Source organism: Pseudomonas sp. LBUM1657 (assembly GCF_059716075.1).
Genome location: NZ_CP166799.1, coordinates 5906095 through 5925656, shown reverse-complemented (window position 1 = coordinate 5925656; position 19562 = coordinate 5906095). Strand labels below are relative to the sequence as shown.

General features: G+C 58.3%; 15 protein-coding genes. 3 read left to right on the top strand and 12 right to left on the bottom strand.

The features are described from left to right. Window positions 1-12: 12 nt before the first annotated feature. From ACA055_RS27425 to rpsU, 4 genes are all read right to left on the bottom strand, one after another. A complete protein-coding gene (locus tag ACA055_RS27425; RefSeq protein WP_497681391.1) occupies window positions 13-3759 on the bottom strand; it encodes a bifunctional diguanylate cyclase/phosphodiesterase in 3747 nt (1248 codons plus the stop codon). A 122-nt stretch (window positions 3760-3881) separates the two neighbouring features. After that, a complete protein-coding gene (gene rpoD, locus ACA055_RS27420; protein ID WP_438658098.1) occupies window positions 3882-5729 on the bottom strand; it encodes an RNA polymerase sigma factor RpoD in 1848 nt (615 codons plus the stop codon). Between the two features lie 67 nt (window positions 5730-5796). Continuing rightward, window positions 5797-7764 (bottom strand): DNA primase, encoded by a 1968-nt coding sequence (dnaG, locus tag ACA055_RS27415; protein ID WP_497681390.1) that lies wholly within the window; start codon window positions 7762-7764, stop codon window positions 5797-5799. 476 nt (window positions 7765-8240) lie between these two features. After that, window positions 8241-8456 carry a 30S ribosomal protein S21 gene (rpsU, locus tag ACA055_RS27410; RefSeq protein WP_002551877.1) on the bottom strand — a complete coding sequence of 72 codons (216 nt, stop codon included), beginning with the start codon at window positions 8454-8456 and terminating at the stop codon, window positions 8241-8243. A 199-nt stretch (window positions 8457-8655) separates the two neighbouring features. On the opposite strand from rpsU, the gene tsaD reads away from it, so the two are divergent. Continuing rightward, window positions 8656-9681, top strand: coding sequence for a tRNA (adenosine(37)-N6)-threonylcarbamoyltransferase complex transferase subunit TsaD (gene tsaD, locus ACA055_RS27405; protein WP_497681389.1), 1026 nt, complete (start codon window positions 8656-8658; stop codon window positions 9679-9681). A gap of 23 nt (window positions 9682-9704) precedes the next feature. Here tsaD and plsY read toward each other — a convergent pair whose 3' ends face one another. Then, window positions 9705-10274 carry a glycerol-3-phosphate 1-O-acyltransferase PlsY gene (gene plsY, locus ACA055_RS27400; protein WP_497681388.1) on the bottom strand — a complete coding sequence of 190 codons (570 nt, stop codon included), beginning with the start codon at window positions 10272-10274 and terminating at the stop codon, window positions 9705-9707. A gap of 74 nt (window positions 10275-10348) precedes the next feature. On the opposite strand from plsY, the gene folB reads away from it, so the two are divergent. Further along, entirely contained in the window at window positions 10349-10705 is a 357-nt protein-coding gene (gene folB, locus ACA055_RS27395) for a dihydroneopterin aldolase (RefSeq protein ID WP_497681387.1), read from the top strand. Then, window positions 10696-11214 (top strand): 2-amino-4-hydroxy-6-hydroxymethyldihydropteridine diphosphokinase, encoded by a 519-nt coding sequence (folK, locus tag ACA055_RS27390; protein ID WP_497681386.1) that lies wholly within the window; start codon window positions 10696-10698, stop codon window positions 11212-11214. Before folB ends, folK begins: the two co-directional genes overlap by 10 nt. Window positions 11215-11297: 83 nt before the next feature. On the opposite strand, the gene ACA055_RS27385 is transcribed toward folK, so the two are convergent. The 7 genes from ACA055_RS27385 to apaG all read right to left on the bottom strand — a co-directional run bounded on the left by ACA055_RS27385 (window position 11298) and on the right by apaG (window position 19474). Further along, on the bottom strand, window positions 11298-12527 hold the full coding sequence (locus ACA055_RS27385; RefSeq protein WP_497681385.1) for a multifunctional CCA addition/repair protein: 1230 nt from the start codon (window positions 12525-12527) through the stop codon (window positions 11298-11300). Between the two features lie 63 nt (window positions 12528-12590). Continuing rightward, window positions 12591-14153: a SpoVR family protein gene (locus ACA055_RS27380; protein ID WP_497681384.1), complete on the bottom strand. Its 1563-nt coding sequence runs from the start codon at window positions 14151-14153 to the stop codon at window positions 12591-12593. Next, entirely contained in the window at window positions 14150-15421 is a 1272-nt protein-coding gene (locus ACA055_RS27375; RefSeq protein WP_007980218.1) for a YeaH/YhbH family protein, read from the bottom strand. Before ACA055_RS27375 ends, ACA055_RS27380 begins: the two co-directional genes overlap by 4 nt. Before the next feature lie 205 nt (window positions 15422-15626). Beyond that, window positions 15627-17549, bottom strand: coding sequence for a PrkA family serine protein kinase (locus ACA055_RS27370; protein WP_497681383.1), 1923 nt, complete (start codon window positions 17547-17549; stop codon window positions 15627-15629). Between the two features lie 297 nt (window positions 17550-17846). After that, window positions 17847-18176: a thiosulfate sulfurtransferase GlpE gene (glpE, locus tag ACA055_RS27365; protein ID WP_429512788.1), complete on the bottom strand. Its 330-nt coding sequence runs from the start codon at window positions 18174-18176 to the stop codon at window positions 17847-17849. 33 nt (window positions 18177-18209) lie between these two features. Next, the gene (locus tag ACA055_RS27360) at window positions 18210-19094 is read right to left on the bottom strand and encodes a symmetrical bis(5'-nucleosyl)-tetraphosphatase (RefSeq protein ID WP_497681382.1); all 885 of its coding nucleotides are present in this window, start codon (window positions 19092-19094) and stop codon (window positions 18210-18212) included. After that, window positions 19094-19474, bottom strand: coding sequence for a Co2+/Mg2+ efflux facilitator ApaG/CorD (gene apaG / locus ACA055_RS27355; protein ID WP_497681381.1), 381 nt, complete (start codon window positions 19472-19474; stop codon window positions 19094-19096). The genes ACA055_RS27360 and apaG overlap by 1 nt, the downstream gene beginning before the upstream one ends. Between the last annotated feature and the right edge of the window lie 88 nt (window positions 19475-19562).

Sequence of the window (19562 nt, the reverse complement as noted above, 5' to 3'; positions counted from 1 at the left end):
GTAGGTCGCGGATTATAGCGACGGTTTCTCGGCTGTGCTATCCGAAAAATCCAATACCGCTGTACGAAGAAACGTCGCGGCGAATTCGTTGGGGGGAAGGGGCAGGCTAACGATATAGCCCTGGATCTGTTCACAGCCTTCCGCAGCGAGGAATTGCTGCTGCGCGAGGGTTTCGACGCCCTCGGCAATGATGGTGAATTGCATGCTGCGGCCGAGCGCGATGATGGCACGCACGATGGCCGCGTCGTGGGGATCATCCGGAAGGCCGCGGACGAAAGACTGGTCGATCTTGAGAATGTCCAGCGGCAGGCGTTTGAGGTAGCTCAGCGACGAGTAGCCGGTGCCGAAGTCGTCGATCGCCAGTTGCACGCCCAGGTGTTTGAGTTGATGCAGCACCGCGAGCGCTTCTTCTGCCTGGCTCATGATGAAGTTTTCGGTGATTTCCAGTTGCAGGAAATCGGGTCTGAGGTGGTTGTCCTTGAGCAGTTGCTCGATCCGGCCCAGCAGGTTCGGCTGGCGCAGTTGGGCGCCCGCGAGGTTGACCGACAGCGGGCCGAGGCATTCGTAGACCTGATTCCATTCGTACATTTGCCGGCAGGCGTTCTCGAGTACCCAGTCACCGATCTGCAGGATCATGCCGTTTTCTTCGGCCAGGGGGATGAAGTGTTCCGGCGGCACATCGCCAAAGGTGGGGTGCCGCCAGCGAATGAGCGCTTCTGCGCCGACCAGGCGATGGTCGGCAAGGCTGATCTTCGGTTGGTAATAGAGGTGCAGCTCATTGCGTTCGATGGCGCGTCGCAGTTCGTGCTCCAGCGCCACTCGCTCGCTGGCCTGGGCAGTGAGGTCGCGGGTATAGCTTTCGACCCGATTGCGGCCCTTGGCCTTGGAGCGGTACATCGCCGCGTCGGCGTTCTTGACCAGTGTGGCGACGTCACAGCCGTCCTTGGGATAGAGGCTGGTGCCGATGCTGGCGCTGATGAAAAACTCGTGTACGCCTGCCTGGAACGGCGCAGCGAAGCAATTGAGCAGCTTGGTCGCGATGTTGTCGGCGTCGCTGGACTGTTGAAGGCCAGGGAGCAGGATGATGAACTCGTCGCCACCCAGGCGCGCCACGGTATCGATATCGCGCAGTTGCTCTTTGAGGCGCACCGCGATGCCCTTGAGCAGCAGGTCGCCGACCGGGTGGCCAAGGCTGTCGTTGATGTGTTTGAAGCGGTCCAGGTCCAGGAACAGGACGGCACCCTGGCCACCGTTTTCTTGCTGATTATTGAGTGCAGTCAGCAACCGGCTCTCGAACAGTGTGCGGTTCGGCAGCCCGGTCAGTGGGTCGTGGTGCGCCTGGTAGTCAAGCTTGGCCTGGGCATGTTTGAGGCTGGAAATGTCAGCAAAAACCGCGACAAAGTGGGTGATGAATTTATCGCGGTTGCGCACGGCACTGATGGTCAGCCAGCTCGGGTAAAGCTCGCCGTTTTTACGTCGGTTGGAGATCTCGCCTTGCCAATGACCTTCCGCGGTCAACTGATGCCACATGGCTGCATAGAACGCGCTGTCATGCAGGCCTGAGGCTAGCAGGCGGGGGGTGTGGCCCAGCGCTTCGCTCTCACTGTAACCGGTGATTTCGGTAAACGCGCGATTGACCGCACTGATGTGCTGCTGCGTATCGGTGATCAAAACGCCCTCGGCGGTGCTCTCGAACACGGTGGCGGCCTGTTGCAGTTTTTCCTGCATCAGGTGTCGCTCGGTGATGTCCCGGGCGATGGTCAGCATGCAATCCTCATCGCCGATCGGCAGCGGACGGCTGGAGACTTCGCAGAGGCGAATCTGCCCGTCGCTGCGGCGAATATGACATCCGAAGTCACGGACGAAACCGTCCCGGTGCAGCAGATCAAGCATCTGTTTGCGTTCGTTGAGATTGACCCAGATCCCCAGCTCCAGCGCCGAACGATCCACCGACATTGCGCTGTTGAAACCGGTAATACGACTGAAGCCCTCGTTGACCTCCAGCAGCAAACCGTCGCTCTGTCGGGACAGCAGCAGGCCATCGGGGGAGGCGTGGAAGGCCTTGGCAAATTTCTCTTCGGAGGTTTGCAGTTGTTGCTGGGTTTCCTTGAGTTTGCTGATGTCCCGCACAACCACTACCAGCGCCGGGGTGGTATCGAGGTCAAACGGTTCAGCGGAGATCAGTCCGGTAAACACCTGGCCATTGTTGCGGCGAAAGGGCATCTCCAGGTTGCGGATACTGCCGGCCTGCAAGCGTTGCAACAGCCCGGGACCTACACCGGGTATGCCCCAGATGTTCAGGTCGGTGGCCGTCTGGCCGATGACGTCTTCGGCCTTGAGACCAATCTGTTCTTCGAACGCTTCGTTGACCTCCAGCAGGCAGCCATCGGAGAGGCGCGCGATGACCAGAATGTCCGGGCATTGCTGGAACACCGAGGCAAATTTCTGTTCCGACAGGCGAAGCGCTTCTTCAGTCCGTTTGGCTTCGCTGATGTCGATCATCAGCCCGCGCATGACCGGTTCATGGCCGTGTTCGATCAGGCTGACGATGTCGCGCACCCAAATGCAGCGACCATCGGCGGTGATGACCCGGTAATCGAGGCTGTGATCGCGCCCAGCCAGGACTTCGTGATCGCAGAAGGTCTGGGCGCGGGTCAGGTCGGCGGGGTGAATGATGTTGCGCCAGAAGCCCGGAATCAGCCAATGAGACAGGGGATAACCGAGCAGATCCTCGGCATGGGGCGACACATAGCTGTAGGTGAAATCGCTGATCCGCGCTTCCCAGGCGATGGCCGAAAGGCTCTCCACCAGCCCGCGATAGTGGTATTCGCTGCTGCGCAGTTCCTGTTCCAGATCGACACGGCGGGCAATTTCCGAACTCAGTCGGCGATTGATCCGGATAACCACTGCCAGCACGACGATCAGCAGCAGCAATCCCGGCAGGCCGTAGACCAGCAGATCGGACCAGAATGTGCGGTGATCGAGGACGTTGCCGACCCACTGCTCCTGGATTGCGTTTATTTCTTCCGGGGTCATGTCTGCCAGGACTTTGTCCAGGATGCCGACCAGTATCTTGTTGCTCTGAGGTACACCCATGGCCAGTTGATAGCGGTAGGGCGTCTCTCCGCTGACGTAGAGTCCGTCCAGTTTGAGTTGGCGCAGGCTCCAGACGCTGGAGGCAAGATCGCCGACGACTGCGTCCACTTCGTCGGTCGCCAAGGCTTGCAAGGCTGAACTGACGTTGGGCATCGCTACCAGATTCAGATCGGGGTGGTGAGTGCGCAGCAGTTCATGGGGTGCGTAGTTTTCCACCACGGCGATTTTCAGGCCGTACAGCTCTTCGAGTTTGCGCGGCTGGGGGCCGCCGACATGAGCCAGAATGACAATCGGGAAATCCAGGTAAGGGCGGGTAAACGACAGATAAGACTGACGTTCCGGGGTCGACATGATGCCCGGCAACAAATCCAGCTTGGCTTGTTTGGCCTGCTCCAGGACGACCGTCCAACTGACCGGCTCGATGGGCGTGAGCTTGATGGCCAGGCGTTGGCGAATCAGGTCGATGTAATCCGCTGCAAGGCCCTGATAGCGGCCCTGATCGTCGCGAAACTCGAAGGGCGGCCAGGACGCATCGACACCCAGGCGCAAGTCCGGGTGAGCCTTCAGCCAGCTACGTTCTTCGTCGGTTAGAGTCAGCGCGCCAGCCGTTGCGGTCCAGGTTATCAGCGACAGCAAAAAAAGCACGGTCGGCAGTCTGGGCATAACGGCCTCGTTATGGTCTGGGGGAATGATTCGAGTGTAGACGGGCAATTCGGCGGGGGGAGAGCGCGGGGAATTTAATCTGTAGAAAGCAAAACCCCCGGCCTGGGCCGGGGGTTCTGTGATCACTCGTCGAGGAAGGAGCGCAGATGCTCGCTTCTCGTCGGGTGGCGCAGCTTGCGCAGCGCCTTGGCTTCGATCTGACGAATCCGTTCACGGGTAACGTCGAACTGCTTACCAACCTCCTCAAGGGTGTGGTCGGTATTCATGTCGATACCGAAGCGCATGCGCAGAACCTTGGCTTCACGGGCAGTGAGGCCGGACAGAACTTCGCGAGTCGCTTCTTTAAGGCTCTCAACGGTTGCAACATCGATTGGCGACTGCATCGTCGAGTCTTCGATGAAGTCACCCAGATGGGAGTCTTCGTCATCACCGATCGGGGTTTCCATGGAGATCGGCTCTTTAGCGATCTTCAATACCTTGCGGATCTTGTCCTCAGGCATTTCCATGCGTTCGCCCAGCTCTTCCGGAGTCGGTTCGCGACCCATTTCCTGCAACATCTGCCGGGAAATACGGTTGAGCTTGTTGATCGTCTCGATCATGTGCACCGGAATACGGATGGTGCGGGCCTGGTCGGCGATCGAGCGAGTGATCGCCTGACGGATCCACCAGGTGGCATAAGTCGAGAATTTGTAGCCGCGGCGGTATTCGAACTTGTCTACCGCTTTCATCAAACCAATGTTGCCTTCCTGGATCAGATCGAGGAATTGCAGGCCACGGTTGGTGTACTTCTTGGCGATGGAGATCACCAGACGCAAGTTGGCTTCGACCATCTCTTTCTTCGCGCGGCGGGCCTTGGCCTCACCGATCGACATGCGACGGTTGATGTCCTTGATCTCGGCAATCGTCAGACCGGTTTCGGTCTCCAGCGCGGTCAGCTTCTGCTGGCAACGAATGATGTCCGGTTGCAGGCGACCAATGGCTTCGGCGTATTTGCTTTTGCCTTTGGCCAGTGCGTCGGTCCAGCTTTCGTCGACTTCATTGCCCGGGAACTGGCGCAGGAAGTCGGCACGCGGCATGCGGGCATCACGAACACACAGTTGCATGATCGCGCGCTCTTGCTGACGCAGACGATCCAGGGCACTGCGAACACGCTCGACCAGGCCTTCGAATTGCTTCGGCACCAGTTTGATCGGCATGAACAGCTCAGCCAGAAGCACCAGCTCGGCAATTGCCAGCTTGTTGCCACGACCGTGCTTTTTCAGCGCCTTGCGGGTGATCTCCATTTGATCGGAGACAGCACCAAAACGCTGTGCGGCGATGACCGGATCCGGACCGCTTTCGGCTTCTTCTTCGTCATCGGTCGCTTCGGCGTCATCGTCGTCGGTATCGTCGTCCGCTTTCACGGCTTTCGGATCGACAGGCGGCGGCACTTCGGCAGCAGGCGGCGCAATGCCGTCGTCCGGGTCGATATAACCGCTCAGGACGTCGGACAGGCGGCCACCTTCGGTGGTTACGCGAGTGTATTCGGAGAGAATATGGTCAACCGTGCCAGGGAAGTGCGCAATTGCGCCCATCACTTCACGGATGCCCTCTTCAATACGTTTGGCGATTTCGATTTCGCCTTCACGTGTGAGGAGCTCTACCGTACCCATTTCACGCATATACATGCGCACTGGGTCGGTGGTGCGACCAATGTCGGTCTCGACCGCTGCCAACGCTGCTGCTGCCTCTTCGGCCGCGGCTTCGTCGGTATCGGCGTCGGCCAGCATAAGGGAATCCTTATCTGGCGCAACCTCGAATACGTTGATCCCCATGTCATTGATCATGCGGATGATGTCTTCCACCTGTTCCGGATCTGAAATATCCTCCGGCAGGTGGTCGTTGACCTCCGCGTAAGTCAGGTAACCCTGCTCACGACCAAGTGTGATCAACTCTTTGATACGAGACTGCTGTTGCGCTTTTCCGGACATAACACCCTATCCACTGAAGGTCTTGGCGGGCAAAAAACAAGCCGAGGATTATACCTGAGCTATGACCTCACGCGCCAGTTGAGGTCGGGCTTGATGCGGAAACATTGCGACTTAAAAGGTCGCGCAGTTGATTTTTCTCTTCGGCACTCAGCTCACTTTGACGTGCTTTTCTGAGAAGTTGTTCCAGGTTTCGCTCGCGTTGGCGGGCTGACAAGCTAGTAATGGTGTCGAAAAACTGTTGTTCAAGGTTATCTCCGTCAATCAGCCATTCCTTTTCCGCCAGCGCCTTGAGCAAACGTCCTTGCTCCGTACCGTGCCAGCGTGCAATCAACTGAAATGAGTTTAGCTTGGGATTCTTCTGTACGGCTTCGAGCAATGCCACCAGCAATTGCGTGTTGGTGTGATCCTCGGCAGCGAAGTGCCCGGCATCTTCGACTTTCTCGGCCAGTTGCGGGTGATGCAGTAGTGTGCGCAAGGCGGCCAGTGTCGGCGGCTCTACGGCTGCCGGCACCCGTGGCGCGCGGGGTTGATCACGATCGCCGCCGCGTTTGCCGTTCTTGTCCCAGGGCTTCTTGTCCCATTTCTTGCCGCCGGCACCGGGTTTCTTCGGTGTCCACTCCTGCTGCGGCGCGTACATCTCTTGTGCTTGCGGCTGATGGTAGTCGCTGTAATCCGGCATGGCATCGTAATCGATGCCCGGGTCGTAGGCCGGTGGCGCTTCCTGTGGCGCGCTTTGCGCTAACTGACTCACGGCTTCGCTGTTGAGGCCGGTGATTTCGGTCAGGCGCTGGCGCATCAGGATGCGCAGGTTGGCGCCCGGGACTTTGTCGATCAGCGGCGCGGCGAGGGTGGCCATGTGGGCCTTGCCTTCGAGCGAGCGTGGGTCCGATTCTTCGGTCAACTGCTGGAAAAAATAATCCGCCAATGGCTGGGCGTGTTGGTTGATTCGCGCGCGGAAAGCGTCAGTGCCTTCGGAGCGGACCAGGGTGTCCGGGTCTTCGCCTTCGGGCAGGAACAGAAAACGTGCGCGCCGCCCATCCTGCAGGCAGGGCAGGGTCGCTTCCAGTGCCCGCCAGGCGGCGTTTCGACCAGCCTGGTCGCCGTCGAAGCAGAACAGCACGTTGGGTACGACGCGAAACAGCCGTTTCAAGTGTTCTTCGCTGGTGGCGGTGCCTAGCGTGGCGACGGCATTGCGCAGACCCTGCTGGGCAAGGGCGATGACGTCCATGTAGCCTTCGACGACGATGATTTCGTCGAGATTGCGGTTGTTCTTGCGTGCTTCATAAAGGCCGTAGAGTTCCTGGCCTTTATGGAATACCGGGGTTTCCGGTGAGTTCAGGTATTTCGGTTTGTCGTCGCCCAGTACCCGGCCGCCGAAAGCGATGATGCGCCCGCGACTGTCGCGTATCGGGAACATCACGCGATCGCGAAAGCGGTCATAGCGTTTGCCGGTTTCGGCGTTCTCGATCAGCAGGCCGGCATCGACCATGGCTTTCTGTTGCAGGGTATCGCTGCTCAAGTGCTTGAACAGATTGTCCCAGCCGGGCGGGGCGAAGCCGAGGCCGAAGTCCCGGGCGATTTCACCAGTCAGCCCGCGGCCTTTCAAGTAATCCACAGCCGCTTTGCGCGATGGATGGCTTTTCAGGGACTGACGGTAAAACTCTGCGGCGGCGGTGAGCAGCGGATACAGCGGCGAATCGGTCGGCTGCCGCGGTTTATGCGGTCGGCCGCTTTCTTCGCGGGGAATTTCCATGCCGGCGGCTTTGGCCAGTTCTTCGACTGCCTGGACGAAATCCAGATTGTCGTGATCCATCATGAAGCCGAGAGCGTTTCCGCCAGCGCCGCAGCCGAAGCAATAGTAGAACTGCTTGTCGGGGCTGACGCTGAAAGACGGGGTTTTTTCTTTGTGGAACGGGCAGCAGGCGGTGTAGTTCTTGCCGGCCTTTTTCATTTGCAGGCGCGAGCTGACCACGTCGACGATGTCGGTGCGGTTCAGAAGGTCGTCAATGAAGCTCTGGGGAATTAGCCCGGCCATGGCGTTCTCGTCATCTGCAATGGATCCAAAACGAACGGCGAACGAGCGCGGGTCGTTACTTGAGGCGCAAAAGTTTGCGGCTCGACCTGTGTCGTCTGCGTAATCGCTGTCGGGAAGTGTATCTGCCGAAAATCCACTGACGTTAGTACCAATCAGTATTCGACTATTTGAAAGTATTGCGCTGAAATCCGCTGCGACCAGTCGATGGCCTCGGATCGCTCATAAGCGGGCACGCAAGAAGGTGCCTTGGGCTGATCGTCGTGAGAGGAATCAGTGGGTGTGCTCGTCAGTAGCCTTGGAAGGCTCGTCAGAAAAGACGTGCACCGCTGGCAAAAGAGCCAGGTCTGACGCTGTGAAGCAGGTTTGTCTCGGTCGCGTCTGCGGCTTTGACGGTGAAGCATCAAGCGATATCCGCAAATGCCATTAGCCCGGCTGAGGGCCGGGCTTGGCAGAAGCTTGCTACGAACGTCTGTGTATTAGTACAGACGAACGGCGCGGCGCTGTTCGCGCTGAACTTTCTTGGCGTGACGCTTAACAGCGGCTGCTGCTTTACGCTTACGCTCAGAAGTTGGCTTCTCATAAAATTCGCGGCTACGAACTTCAGCCAGTACACCGGCTTTTTCGCAGGAGCGCTTGAAACGACGCAGAGCTACGTCGAAGGGTTCGTTCTCTTTTACTTTGACGGCTGGCATCCAGAGCTACCTTCATTCATTACCGGGGTCAACATCCTCGTGGCAAAAGAGCACTTGAAGACGTCGGTTTTTAAGGGTTGCGGATGTTAACCCCTCATCGCCCGGAATGCAAAGCCTCTGATCGAAAACCGCTGGTCGGGGCATCACGTGGCGACTATTATGCGCGCCTTCGAATTCAGCCTAAACAAGGCGCAAACCCATGCTAGTACTGGGATTAGAAACCTCTTGCGACGAAACCGGTGTCGCACTTTACGACAGTGAGCGCGGCCTGCTGGCCGATGCGCTGTTCAGCCAGATCGACCTGCACCGCGCCTACGGCGGCGTGGTGCCGGAGCTGGCCTCGCGAGATCACGTCAAACGCATGCTGCCCTTGATTCGTCAGGTGTTGGCCGAGGCCGACTGCGTGCCGACCGAGATCGACGCCATCGCCTACACTGCGGGTCCTGGCCTGGTCGGTGCCTTGCTGGTGGGGGCTTCCTGCGCTCAGGCGCTGGCCTTCGCCTGGGGAATTCCGGCCCTGGGTGTGCACCACATGGAGGGCCACTTGCTGGCGCCCATGCTGGAGGCGCAACCGCCGCAATTTCCGTTCGTCGCTTTGTTGGTGTCGGGTGGTCATACGCAACTGGTTCAGGTCGATGGAATCGGCCAATACACGCTCCTGGGTGAGACTCTCGATGATGCTGCCGGCGAAGCTTTCGATAAGACGGCAAAGATGATGGGTCTCAATTATCCGGGCGGTCCGGAAATCGCTCGCCTGGCTGAGCAAGGCATTGCAGGACGTTTCCTCTTCCCGCGTCCGATGTGCGACCGTCCGGGCCTGGCTTTCAGCTTTAGTGGCTTGAAAACCTTCGCGCTCAACACCTGGCAGCAGTGTGTCAACGCCGGGGACGACAGCGAGCAAGCCCGTTGCGACATCTCGCTGGCGTTCCAGCAGGCCGTGGTGGAGACTTTGACCATCAAGTGCAAGCGCGCCCTGAAACAGGCGGGCATGAAGCGCCTGGTGATTGCAGGGGGCGTGAGCGCCAACAAGGCGTTGCGGTCTTCACTGGAGAAAATGCTCGGTGACATGAAGGGTGATGTGTTTTATGCCCGTCCGGAGTTCTGCACCGACAATGGCGCGATGATCGCGTTTGCCGGTTGCCAGCGTTTGCAGGCCGGTCAGCACGAAAGCCTGGCGATCAGCGTGCAGGCGCGCTGGCCAATGGAGCAATTGTCGGGGTTGTGATGAGCGGCGCTCATGTGCGGTATTTAAAAATGCCGTTCGCGCCCGGCAAACAGGTCGCGTAGATTGCCGCGATGACGCCAGACGATCAGCCCGGTGAGCGCGCTCATGGGCAGCAGGGCAGCCGGCTCTTGCCAGGCCAGCAGCGGCAGCGTCAACGGTGTGGCGATCAACGCCGCCAGTGAGCTGGTGCGGGTCAGGTAGAACGTCAGCAGCCAGGCGCAGACCGCGAGCAGGGCTGCGGGCGGATAGAGGCCCAACAGCATTCCGGCAGCGGTGGCGACACCCTTGCCACCGCGAAAGCGAAAGTACAGCGGGAACAGGTGGCCGATGACGGCACTGACGCCAATCCAGGCCTGTTCTTGCAGCGTCAGGCCCGCAAAATCGGCGATCAGTACCGGTAGCAGGCCTTTGCAGAGGTCCCCGAGCAAGGTCAGGACGGCGAGTTTCTTGCCGGCAAGACGCAACATGTTGGTGGCACCGGCATTGCCCGAGCCACTCATTCGCGGATCGGGGTTACCGGTCAGGCGGCTGAGCAAAATGGCGAAGGACAGAGAGCCGAGCAGGTAGGCGAGAATCGCCAATAACCAAAACATGCTAACTATTCCGGGCGAGGACGCCCTGATTCTAACGGCGCAATGCGCCCTTGTCGTGCAGCGGAGAAGAGTGCTTGGACAGAGTGTTTATCGAGGGCCTGGAAGTTGACACCGTCATCGGTGCCTATGACTGGGAACGAGGCATCCGACAGTGCCTGCGTCTTGATCTGAGCTTCGCCTGGGACAATCGCCCGGCTGCAGCCGGTGACGACCTGACACTGGCTCTCGATTACGCCAGTGTGTCGTCGCGCATCCAGGCATTTGCCGAGCAGGCACAGTTTCAGCTGGTCGAGACCTTTGCCGAGCGTCTGGTTGAAGTCCTGATGAGCGAATTCAACATTACCTGGATGCGTCTCAAGCTGACCAAGCCAGGTGCCGTCCCGGCTGCCACCGGTGGTGTGGGCGTGGAGATCGAGCGCGGATGTTGTTGACACAGGTTTACCTCGGGCTCGGCAGCAATATCGAGCGTGTATCCCATTTACAGGCTGGCCTTGAAGCCCTGGCGGGTTTTCTGGTGGATATACGCTGCTCTGCGGTCTTCGAAAGCCAGGCGGTGGGGATCAAGAGCGGGCCATTTTTCAATTTCGTGGTCTCGGCTTACACCGATCTGCCGCTGATGGAGCTGGATCGCCGGCTGAAATTCATCGAAGCGGACAACGGTCGCTACGCGCCGGACCGCAAGGGTTTGCCGCTGGATATCGACGTGTTGTTGTTCGGTGATTGGGTGGGCAACTTCGATGGTTTGATTCTGCCGCGGGCCGAGATTCTGAAAAATGCCTTCGTGCTGTGGCCGTTGTCGCTGATTGCGCCGGACAGGGTTCATCCGGGTGTAGGCAAAAGCTTTGCGACGCTGTGGAGTGAGGCGCAGATTGATCAGGTATTGGCTCCGGTTGCGTTCGAGTGGCGCGGTGAGCAACTGACCCCTTCAGAATTGTTGTGATGCGGATGACGCCTTCGCGAGCAAGCTCGCTCCCACAGGATATGCGCTGATCCTTGTGGGGGCGGGCTTGCTCGCGAAGCTGTTCATTCAGCCGCTGCGGCCTTGTAAGTCTTCAGCGCCTTGAGCCGTTCGCGTTTTATCGCTTCACCCAGTTCCGGCCCTTTGAATCCTTTCTCCAGCAACGGCTGAACCGCCACACTTCGTGCTGCGGTCGCCGCCCCGCGCAAATAATCCGCCTGTGGATAACTTCGCTGCTCAAGCCCTTTGCGCCCGCGGGCGTCCATTTCGCAGGCCGCGATGAACTCTTCAAACCGCTGAGGTCGACGGTAAACGTCGAAACTTTGCAGCAGCTCCAGCAAAGTCGCGGGCTTAAGCTCCAAAGCTCGATGGCCGTGGGTGTGATACTCGCCCACCAGCAACGCTAATTCCTGACAATCCCGCGGCGCCTTGAAGCGTTCGTTGACCGCTTTGATCAGCTTCAAGCCTCTGTGCTCATGGGCAATGTGCCGAGGCCATTCCTCCTCAGGGGTCAGCCCTTTGCCCAGGTCATGGAGCAGGCAGGCCCAGCGTACGGTCAGCGGTTGTTTGTGTAACGCCGCTTGCTCCAGCACGCTCAGTGTGTGCACGCCAGTGTCGATTTCCGGATGATGGGCTTGCGGTTGCGGCACGCCGAACAGGGTGTCGACTTCTGGCATCAGCACCTTGAGCGCTCCGCACTCGCGCAGCACCTCAATGAATACCTGTGGCTGATCCTCCATCAGGGCGCGGGAAATTTCTTTCCAGCTGCGCTCCGCAGTCAACGCCTCCAGTTCGCCGGACTCACTGAGTTGGCGCATCAATTCCAGCGTTTCGGGAGCTACGGTGAAACCCAATGACGCATAACGAGCAGCGAAGCGGGCAACACGTAGAACCCTGAGCGGATCTTCGGCGAATGCGGGGGAAACGTGACGAAGAAGGCGCGCTTCGAGGTCGCGCTGGCCATGGTAGGGGTCAGTTAGATTCTGCTGATCGTCTTCGGCCATGGCATTGATCGTCAGGTCGCGACGGATCAGGTCTTCTTCGAGGGTAACTTCCGGGCTGGCGTGAAAGGTAAAGCCGCCGTAACCGCGTCCGCTTTTGCGTTCGGTCCGGGCGAGGGCGTATTCCTCACCGCTTTTTGGATGTAGGAACACCGGGAAGTCCGCGCCTACCGGGCGAAAGCCCTTGGCGAGCATTTCTTCGGTGGTGGCGCCTACCACGACCCAATCGATATCGGTGACAGGTTTGCCTAGCAGGCGATCACGTACCGCGCCGCCGACTTTATAAATCTGCATAAAAAACCTCCGTTAGCTCGACAGAATAACCTTTGCGTCGAACTTTCGGAGGCGCAAACAGGATCAAAGATGGATGACGGCCAGGTCCAGTCGGCCGTAATCGCCTTCTGCGTGTTCACCTCTGGGCGGAACGTGGTGAGTTTTCATCAGTTGGTCGCCTTGCAGGGTTTCCAGATGAATGTCGAAGCCCCAAAGGCGGTGCAGGTGCTTGAGAACTTCCTCTGTGGACTCTCCCAGCGGTTTACGGTCGTGTTGCTGGTGTCGCAAGGTCAGGGAGCGGTCGCCGCGCCGATCGATGCTGTAGATCTGCACGTTGGGTTCGCGATTGCCCAGGTTGTACTGCGCCGCCAGGGTTTCACGGATGATTCGGTAACCCCCTTCATCGTGAATCGCCGGTACCAACAGATCGTCCTTTTGGTCGTCATCGAGAATGCTGAACAACTTCAGATCACGAATCACCTTGGGCGACAGGTACTGCAGGATGAAACTCTCATCCTTGAAGCTGCTCATGGCGAACTTTATGCTCGACAGCCAATCGGTGCCGGCAATTTCCGGGAACCAGCGGTAATCCTCTTCCGTAGGGTTTTCACACATGCGCCGGATGTCCCGGTACATGGCAAAGCCCAGGGTGTAGGGGTTGATACCGTTGTAGTAGGGGCTGTCGAAGCCGGGCTGAAAGACCACGCTGGTATGGGACGTCAGGAACTCCATCATGAAGCCATCGGTTACCAGGCCTTCGTCGTACAGGTCGTTCATCAAGGTGTAGTGCCAGAACGTAGCCCAACCTTCGTTCATTACCTGGGTCTGGCGCTGTGGATAAAAATACTGGGCGATTTTGCGCACGATCCGCACGATTTCCCGCTGCCATGGCTCCAGCAGTGGTGCGTGTTTTTCGATGAAGTAGAGGATATTTTCCTGAGGTTCGGCGGGGAAACGTGCGTTGTCCTTGTCGCTGTACTTGTCCGCGCCTTTCGGAATGGTCCGCCACAGATCATTGATCTGTTTCTGCAAATGCTCTTCCCGATCCTTTTGCCGACGACGTTCTTCTTCGGCGGAAATCGGATAGGGGCGTTTGTAACGGTCGACGCCATAGTTCATCAGGGCGTGGCAGGAGTCGAGCAGGTCTTCTACCGCGTCGATGCCGTGGCGCTCTTCGCACTGCATGATGTACTGCTTGGCGAACACCAGGTAATCGATGATCGAGCTGGCATCGGTCCATGTGCGGAACAGGTAATTGCCCTTGAAGAAGCTGTTATGTCCATAGCAGGCATGAGCAACCACCAGCGCCTGCATGCAGATGGTGTTTTCTTCCATCAAATAGGCGATGCACGGATCCGAGTTGATCACGATCTCGTAGGCCAGGCCCATCTGGCCGCGCGAGTAGGATTTCTCGGTGCTGAGGAAGTGTTTGCCATAAGACCAATGGTGATAACCCAGCGGCATGCCGACGGAGGCGTAGGCGTCCATCATCTGCTCGGCAGTAATCACTTCAATCTGGTTGGGGTAAGTATCCAAGGCGTAACGAGCCGCCAGGCGACTGATTTCTTTGTCGTAGGCCTGGATCAGCTCGAATGTCCATTCGGAGCCGGTGGAAATGGGTTGGCGCTTCTGCTCTTTGGCGGTCATGTCACTAACCTGCGCTGGAAGAGTTCACGGAAGACCGGATAGATATCCCCGGCCGAGACCAGTTGTTGCTGGGCAAATGTGTCAGAGAAGGCTTCAGCGATGCGTTCGTACTCGAACCACAGGGCCTGGTGTTCGCGCGGGGTTATCTCAACGTAAGTGTAGTACTGCACGAACGGCATGATCTGGTTGATCAGGATGTCGCGGCAGATCGGCGAATCGTCGTTCCAGTTGTCGCCGTCGGACGCCTGGGCGGCATAAATGTTCCACTCGTTGCTCGGATAGCGTTCGGCCATGATTTCCTGCATCAGTTTCAAGGCGCTGGAAACGATAGTGCCACCGGTTTCGCGGGAGTAGAAAAACTCCTCTTCATCCACTTCCCGGGCACTGGTGTGGTGGCGGATGAACACGACGTCGATCTTGTCGTAGTTACGCTTGAGAAACAGGTACAGCAGGATAAAGAAGCGCTTGGCGATGTCCTTGGTCGCCTGGGTCATCGAGCCGGACACGTCCATCAGGCAGAACATGACCGCCTTGGAGCTGGGGTTGGGTTGCTTGATGAGCAGGTTGTACTTGAGGTCGAAGGTATCAAGGAACGGCACGCGATGGATGCGCGCACTGAGTTTTTCGATTTCCGCTTCGATTTCCTGAATATCGCCGAAGTTGTCTGGCTCTTCCTGCTTGAGTCGTAGAAGTTCTTCTTTGGCTTCGCGCAATTTTGCCCGGCTGCTGCCAGACAGGGCGATTCGCCGTGCATGGGCCGAGCGCAAGGTGCGGATGATGTTGATCCGCGACGGGTTGCCCTCGTTGCTGATCCCGGCACGAACGGTCTTGAAGGTGTCGGTGCCGGTCAGGTTACGCTTGACCAGATTCGGCAGTTCGAGGTCCTCGAACATGAATTCGAGGAATTCTTCCTGGGTGATCTGGAAGACGAATTCGTCCATCCCCTCACCGGAGTTGCCGGCCTTGCCGGGGCCTCTGCCGCCGCCACCTCCGGGCGGACGGGCAATGTGCTCGCCGCTGGTGAATTCCTTGTTTCCGGGGTGTACGACCGTCTGCTTGCCACCGCGACCGTGGTGAAGCACCGGCTCGTCGATGTCGCGGCCGGGAATGCTGATCTGTTCGCCGTGTTCCATGTCGGTAATGGAGCGCCGGCTCACCGCCTCTTCGACGGCCTTTTTGATGTGATCACGGTAACGCCGCAGAAACCGCTGACGGTTCACCGTGCTCTTGTTCTTGCCATTGAGACGTCGGTCGATCACATAGCTCATGACTGCTCCTTAGAAGCTGTCCTGAAAGGGGCGAGCGGTTATGCAGCATCGTACCGAGTGCCAAGGGATGTTCACGCTCCCCCAAGCGCTTTGGATACTGCCTGATTACTCGCTACCGACTTTCGAACACCTTCCAGAGGCCTGTGTATCAGAAAAAGCGCACACAGGTCTCTGGCTGACGACAACCGGTCTGACCGGCAGCGGGTTATTGTGATTTTCTGACCCGCAGGTACCACTCGGACAGCAGTCGTACCTGTTTGTCGGTGTAGCCCCGCTCGACCATCCGTGTGACGAAGTCGTTGTGCTTCTGCTGGTCCTCTTTGCTGGCCTTGGCGTTGAAGCTGATGACTGGCAGGAGGTCCTCGGTGTTGGAGAACATTTTCTTCTCGATAACCACCCGCAGTTTTTCGTAGCTGAGCCAGGTCGGGTTTTTACCGTTGTTGTTGGCCCGGGCGCGCAGCACGAAGTTGACGATTTCGTTGCGGAAATCTTTCGGATTGCTGATGCCAGCCGGTTTTTCGATTTTCTCCAGTTCCTCGTTCAGCGCTACGCGGTTGAGGATCTCGCCGGTTTCCGGGTCGCGGTATTCCTGGTCCTGGATCCAGAAGTCGGCGTACAGCACGTAGCGATCGAAGATGTTCTGCCCATACTCGCTGTAGGACTCGAGGTAGGCCGTCTGGATTTCCTTGCCGATGAACTCGATATAACGCGGTGCCAGATACTCCTTGAGGAAGCGCAGGTACCGTTCGCGAGTTTCGGCCTGGAATTGTTCCTGTTCGATCTGTTGTTCCAGCACGTAGAGCAAATGCACCGGGTTAGCGGCGATTTCATGCGGATCGAAGTTGAAGACCTTCGACAGAATCTTGAACGCAAACCGGGTCGAGAGGCCGTTCATGCCTTCGTCGACGCCAGCGTTGTCGCGGTATTCCTGGATCGACTTGGCCTTCGGATCGGTGTCCTTGAGGTTTTCGCCGTCATACACCCGCATCTTCGAGTAGATGTTGGAGTTTTCCGGCTCCTTGAGGCGCGAGAGCACGGTGAATTGGGCGAGCATCTTCAGGGTGTCAGGCGCGCAGTGGGCCTTGGCCAGCGAGCTGTTGAACAGAAGCTTGTCGTAGATCTTCACTTCGTCGCTGACCCGCAGGCAGTACGGCACTTTGACGATATAGATCCGGTCGATGAAGGCTTCATTGTTCTTGTTGTTGCGGAAGGTGTGCCATTCCGATTCGTTGGAGTGGGCCAGCAGGATCCCGGTGAACGGAATCGCCCCCAGACCTTCGGTGCTGTTGTAGTTGCCTTCCTGAGTGGCGGTCAGCAATGGGTGCAGCACCTTGATCGGTGCCTTGAACATTTCGACAAATTCCATCAGACCCTGGTTGGCCCGGCACAGTGCGCCCGAGTAGCTGTAGGCATCGGCGTCGTTCTGCGGGAATTCTTCCAGTTTGCGGATATCGACCTTGCCCACCAGTGCCGAGATGTCCTGGTTGTTTTCATCTCCCGGCTCGGTTTTGGCCACGGCGATCTGGTTCAGGATCGACGGATAGAGTTTCACCACCCGGAACTGGCTGATATCGCCGCCGAATTCGGCCAGGCGTTTGGTAGCCCAAGGCGACATGATGGTGTTCAGGTAGCGCTGTGGAATGCCAAAGTCTTCCTGGAGGATCGCGCCATCTTCAGTGGCGTTGAACAGTCCCAGAGGCGATTCGAATACCGGCGAGCCCTTGATCGCGTAGAAGGGCACTTTCTCGATCAGCTGTTTAAGCTTCTCGGCCAAAGATGATTTACCACCACCGACGGGGCCGAGCAGATAGAGGATCTGTTTCTTCTCCTCAAGACCCTGAGCGGCATGGCGGAAATACGACACGATCTGGTCGATGCATTCTTCCATCCCGTGGAAGTCTTCAAAGGCCGGATAGCGGCGGATCACCTTGTTGGAAAAGATTCGCGACAGTCTCGAGTTGGTCGAGGTGTCGAGCAGCTCCGGCTCACCGATGGCCAGCAGCAGACGCTCGGCGGCGGAGGCGTAGGCGCTGCGGTCCTGTTTGCACAGCTCAAGATACTCTTGCAGAGAGAGTTCTTCCTGGCGTGTGGACTCGAAGCGTTGTTGGAAGTGGCTAAAGATACTCATGACGTCACCTCGCTCGATACGTGGAGCCGACGCCGGATCAGTCAGTCGATGCTGGCAGCAACCGAATATGCAGTTGCTGTTTACCCCCCAGAACCCTTTCAAAGCGTACCGCCCCGAAAGCTACTCCCGATGACCCGCGCGCCGGTGTACCGGCTCTCCCCTGTTTTGGATGGCCTGCGCTTAAGGATAGTTGGGAATTCGGGAGGTAAAGGCAAGATGCGTAATTAGTTGTGGCAGACCGTTCGTCTGCCACCGCGCTAACCCGCGGGGGCCGGGGGCTTGCGCATTACAAAAAAATTATTCGGAAGTGCCTTGCGCCGTTTCCGAAGGATAAGTCGTACGCCACAGCTCAAAACCGCCATCCATGCTGTAGACGTCGGAGAAGCCTTGGCTGATCAGGTACGCCGCCGCGCTCTGGCTGGAATTTCCGTGATAACAGACCACTACAGTCGGTGCATCAAGGTCGGCAGCACGGATGAAATCCGAGATGGAAACGTTGTCCAGATGCTTCGAGCCGCTGATGTGCAGCGCGGCAAAGGTAGCAGGGTCGCGGACGTCGACTACCACGGCGCCTTGTTCGCGCAGGGCCTGTGCCTGTTCCGGGGGAATACGTTTGAATTCGCTCATGGCGGGCTCCTGTGGCTCGGCTGAAAGCGCAGTCTAGCGCGGGGCGCTGGCTGACGATGGTTCGGAAATTCGTGGGGCGACTGGTGGTACGGCGGCATGGCCATGCTCATCGCATTTGCAGGACAGGCGCTCAAAGCTGTCGACGTTCATCATGGTCAAGGCGCCACCCCAGACACAGCCGGTGTCGAGGGCCGAGATACCTGGCTCTTGGACCTTGCCTTCCAGCGCTGCCCAATGGCCGAAAATGATTTTCAGGCCCTTGGTCTTGCGGTCTTTATGCAGGAACCAGGGCTTGTAACCCGGCGGTGCGGAGTCGAGACCTTCTTTGCTCTTGAGATCAAGCTTGCCTTCGGCAGTGCAGAAGCGCATGCGGGTGAAATAGTTGGTGATGACCCGAAGACGCATCACCCCTTTGAGGTCGTTGTCCCATTTCGCCGGATCGTTGCCGTACATGCCGTCGAGGTAGGGTGGAAACAGGTTGTCGTCGCGCAGGGCTGTCTCGACCTCCGCGGCGCACTTGAGGGCTTTGCGCAGCGACCATTGCGGCGGAATGCCGGCATGCACCAGCGCAACATTACGTTGTTCGTCGTAATGCATGAGTTTTTGCTGGCGCAGCCAGTCCAGCAGTTCGGCGCAATCCGGTGCTTCAATAATCTCGCGCAGGGTGTCGGCTTTCTTCAGGCGTTCGATGTTCTGCCCGGCGGCCAGCAAGTGCAGATCGTGGTTGCCAAGTACGCACACCAACGATTCGCGGATGCTATAGAGAAAGCGCAGCGTTTCCAGCGATTGCGGGCCACGGTTGACCAGATCTCCCACCAGCCACAGGCGATCCTTTGCCGGGTCGAAGGCGACCTTCTTAAGCAGGCATTGCAGGGCTTCAAGACAGCCTTGCAAGTCACCGACGGCATACGTCGCCATCAGTGTAGGGCTCCGGGAACCGCCAGGCGAAATGGCGCGATGATGGCGTCGAAGTGTTTGCCGTCGTCGGCGACCATTTGATAAGTACCCTGCATCGTACCGACCTTGGAGGTCATGACGGTGCCACTGCTGTAGGTGTGGCTCTCGCCCACGCCGATCAACGGTTGTTGGCCAACGACGCCGGCACCGCGAACCTCCTCGACATGCCCGTCACCATCAGTGATCACCCAGTGCCGCGACAACAGTTTGGCCGGTAATTCGCCATTGTTGTGCACGGTGATGGTGTAGGCGAAGGCAAAGCGGTTTTGCTCGGGTTGCGATTGTTCTGCCAGATAGCGGGTGACGACGCTGACGTCGACCTGATAACGAGGATCGGACATGCAAGAGGCCTTAAAAACGAAGCGGGACGCGGGGCGTAGCTGATGCAACTCAGTCTAGGCCAAGTATCGGATAGTAAACCAGACTGGC

Coding starts and splice junctions, on each gene's coding strand:
- ACA055_RS27425 (WP_497681391.1), bottom strand. CDS start 3,759: ATGCCCAGACTGCCGACCGTGCTTTTTTTGCTGTCGCTGATAACCTGG.
- rpoD (WP_438658098.1), bottom strand. CDS start 5,729: ATGTCCGGAAAAGCGCAACAGCAGTCTCGTATCAAAGAGTTGATCACA.
- dnaG (WP_497681390.1), bottom strand. CDS start 7,764: ATGGCCGGGCTAATTCCCCAGAGCTTCATTGACGACCTTCTGAACCGC.
- rpsU (WP_002551877.1), bottom strand. CDS start 8,456: ATGCCAGCCGTCAAAGTAAAAGAGAACGAACCCTTCGACGTAGCTCTG.
- tsaD (WP_497681389.1), top strand. CDS start 8,656: ATGCTAGTACTGGGATTAGAAACCTCTTGCGACGAAACCGGTGTCGCA.
- plsY (WP_497681388.1), bottom strand. CDS start 10,274: ATGTTTTGGTTATTGGCGATTCTCGCCTACCTGCTCGGCTCTCTGTCC.
- folK (WP_497681386.1), top strand. CDS start 10,696: ATGTTGTTGACACAGGTTTACCTCGGGCTCGGCAGCAATATCGAGCGT.
- ACA055_RS27385 (WP_497681385.1), bottom strand. CDS start 12,527: ATGCAGATTTATAAAGTCGGCGGCGCGGTACGTGATCGCCTGCTAGGC.
- ACA055_RS27380 (WP_497681384.1), bottom strand. CDS start 14,153: ATGACCGCCAAAGAGCAGAAGCGCCAACCCATTTCCACCGGCTCCGAA.
- ACA055_RS27375 (WP_007980218.1), bottom strand. CDS start 15,421: ATGAGCTATGTGATCGACCGACGTCTCAATGGCAAGAACAAGAGCACG.
- ACA055_RS27370 (WP_497681383.1), bottom strand. CDS start 17,549: ATGAGTATCTTTAGCCACTTCCAACAACGCTTCGAGTCCACACGCCAG.
- glpE (WP_429512788.1), bottom strand. CDS start 18,176: ATGAGCGAATTCAAACGTATTCCCCCGGAACAGGCACAGGCCCTGCGC.
- ACA055_RS27360 (WP_497681382.1), bottom strand. CDS start 19,094: ATGGCGACGTATGCCGTCGGTGACTTGCAAGGCTGTCTTGAAGCCCTG.
- apaG (WP_497681381.1), bottom strand. CDS start 19,474: ATGTCCGATCCTCGTTATCAGGTCGACGTCAGCGTCGTCACCCGCTAT.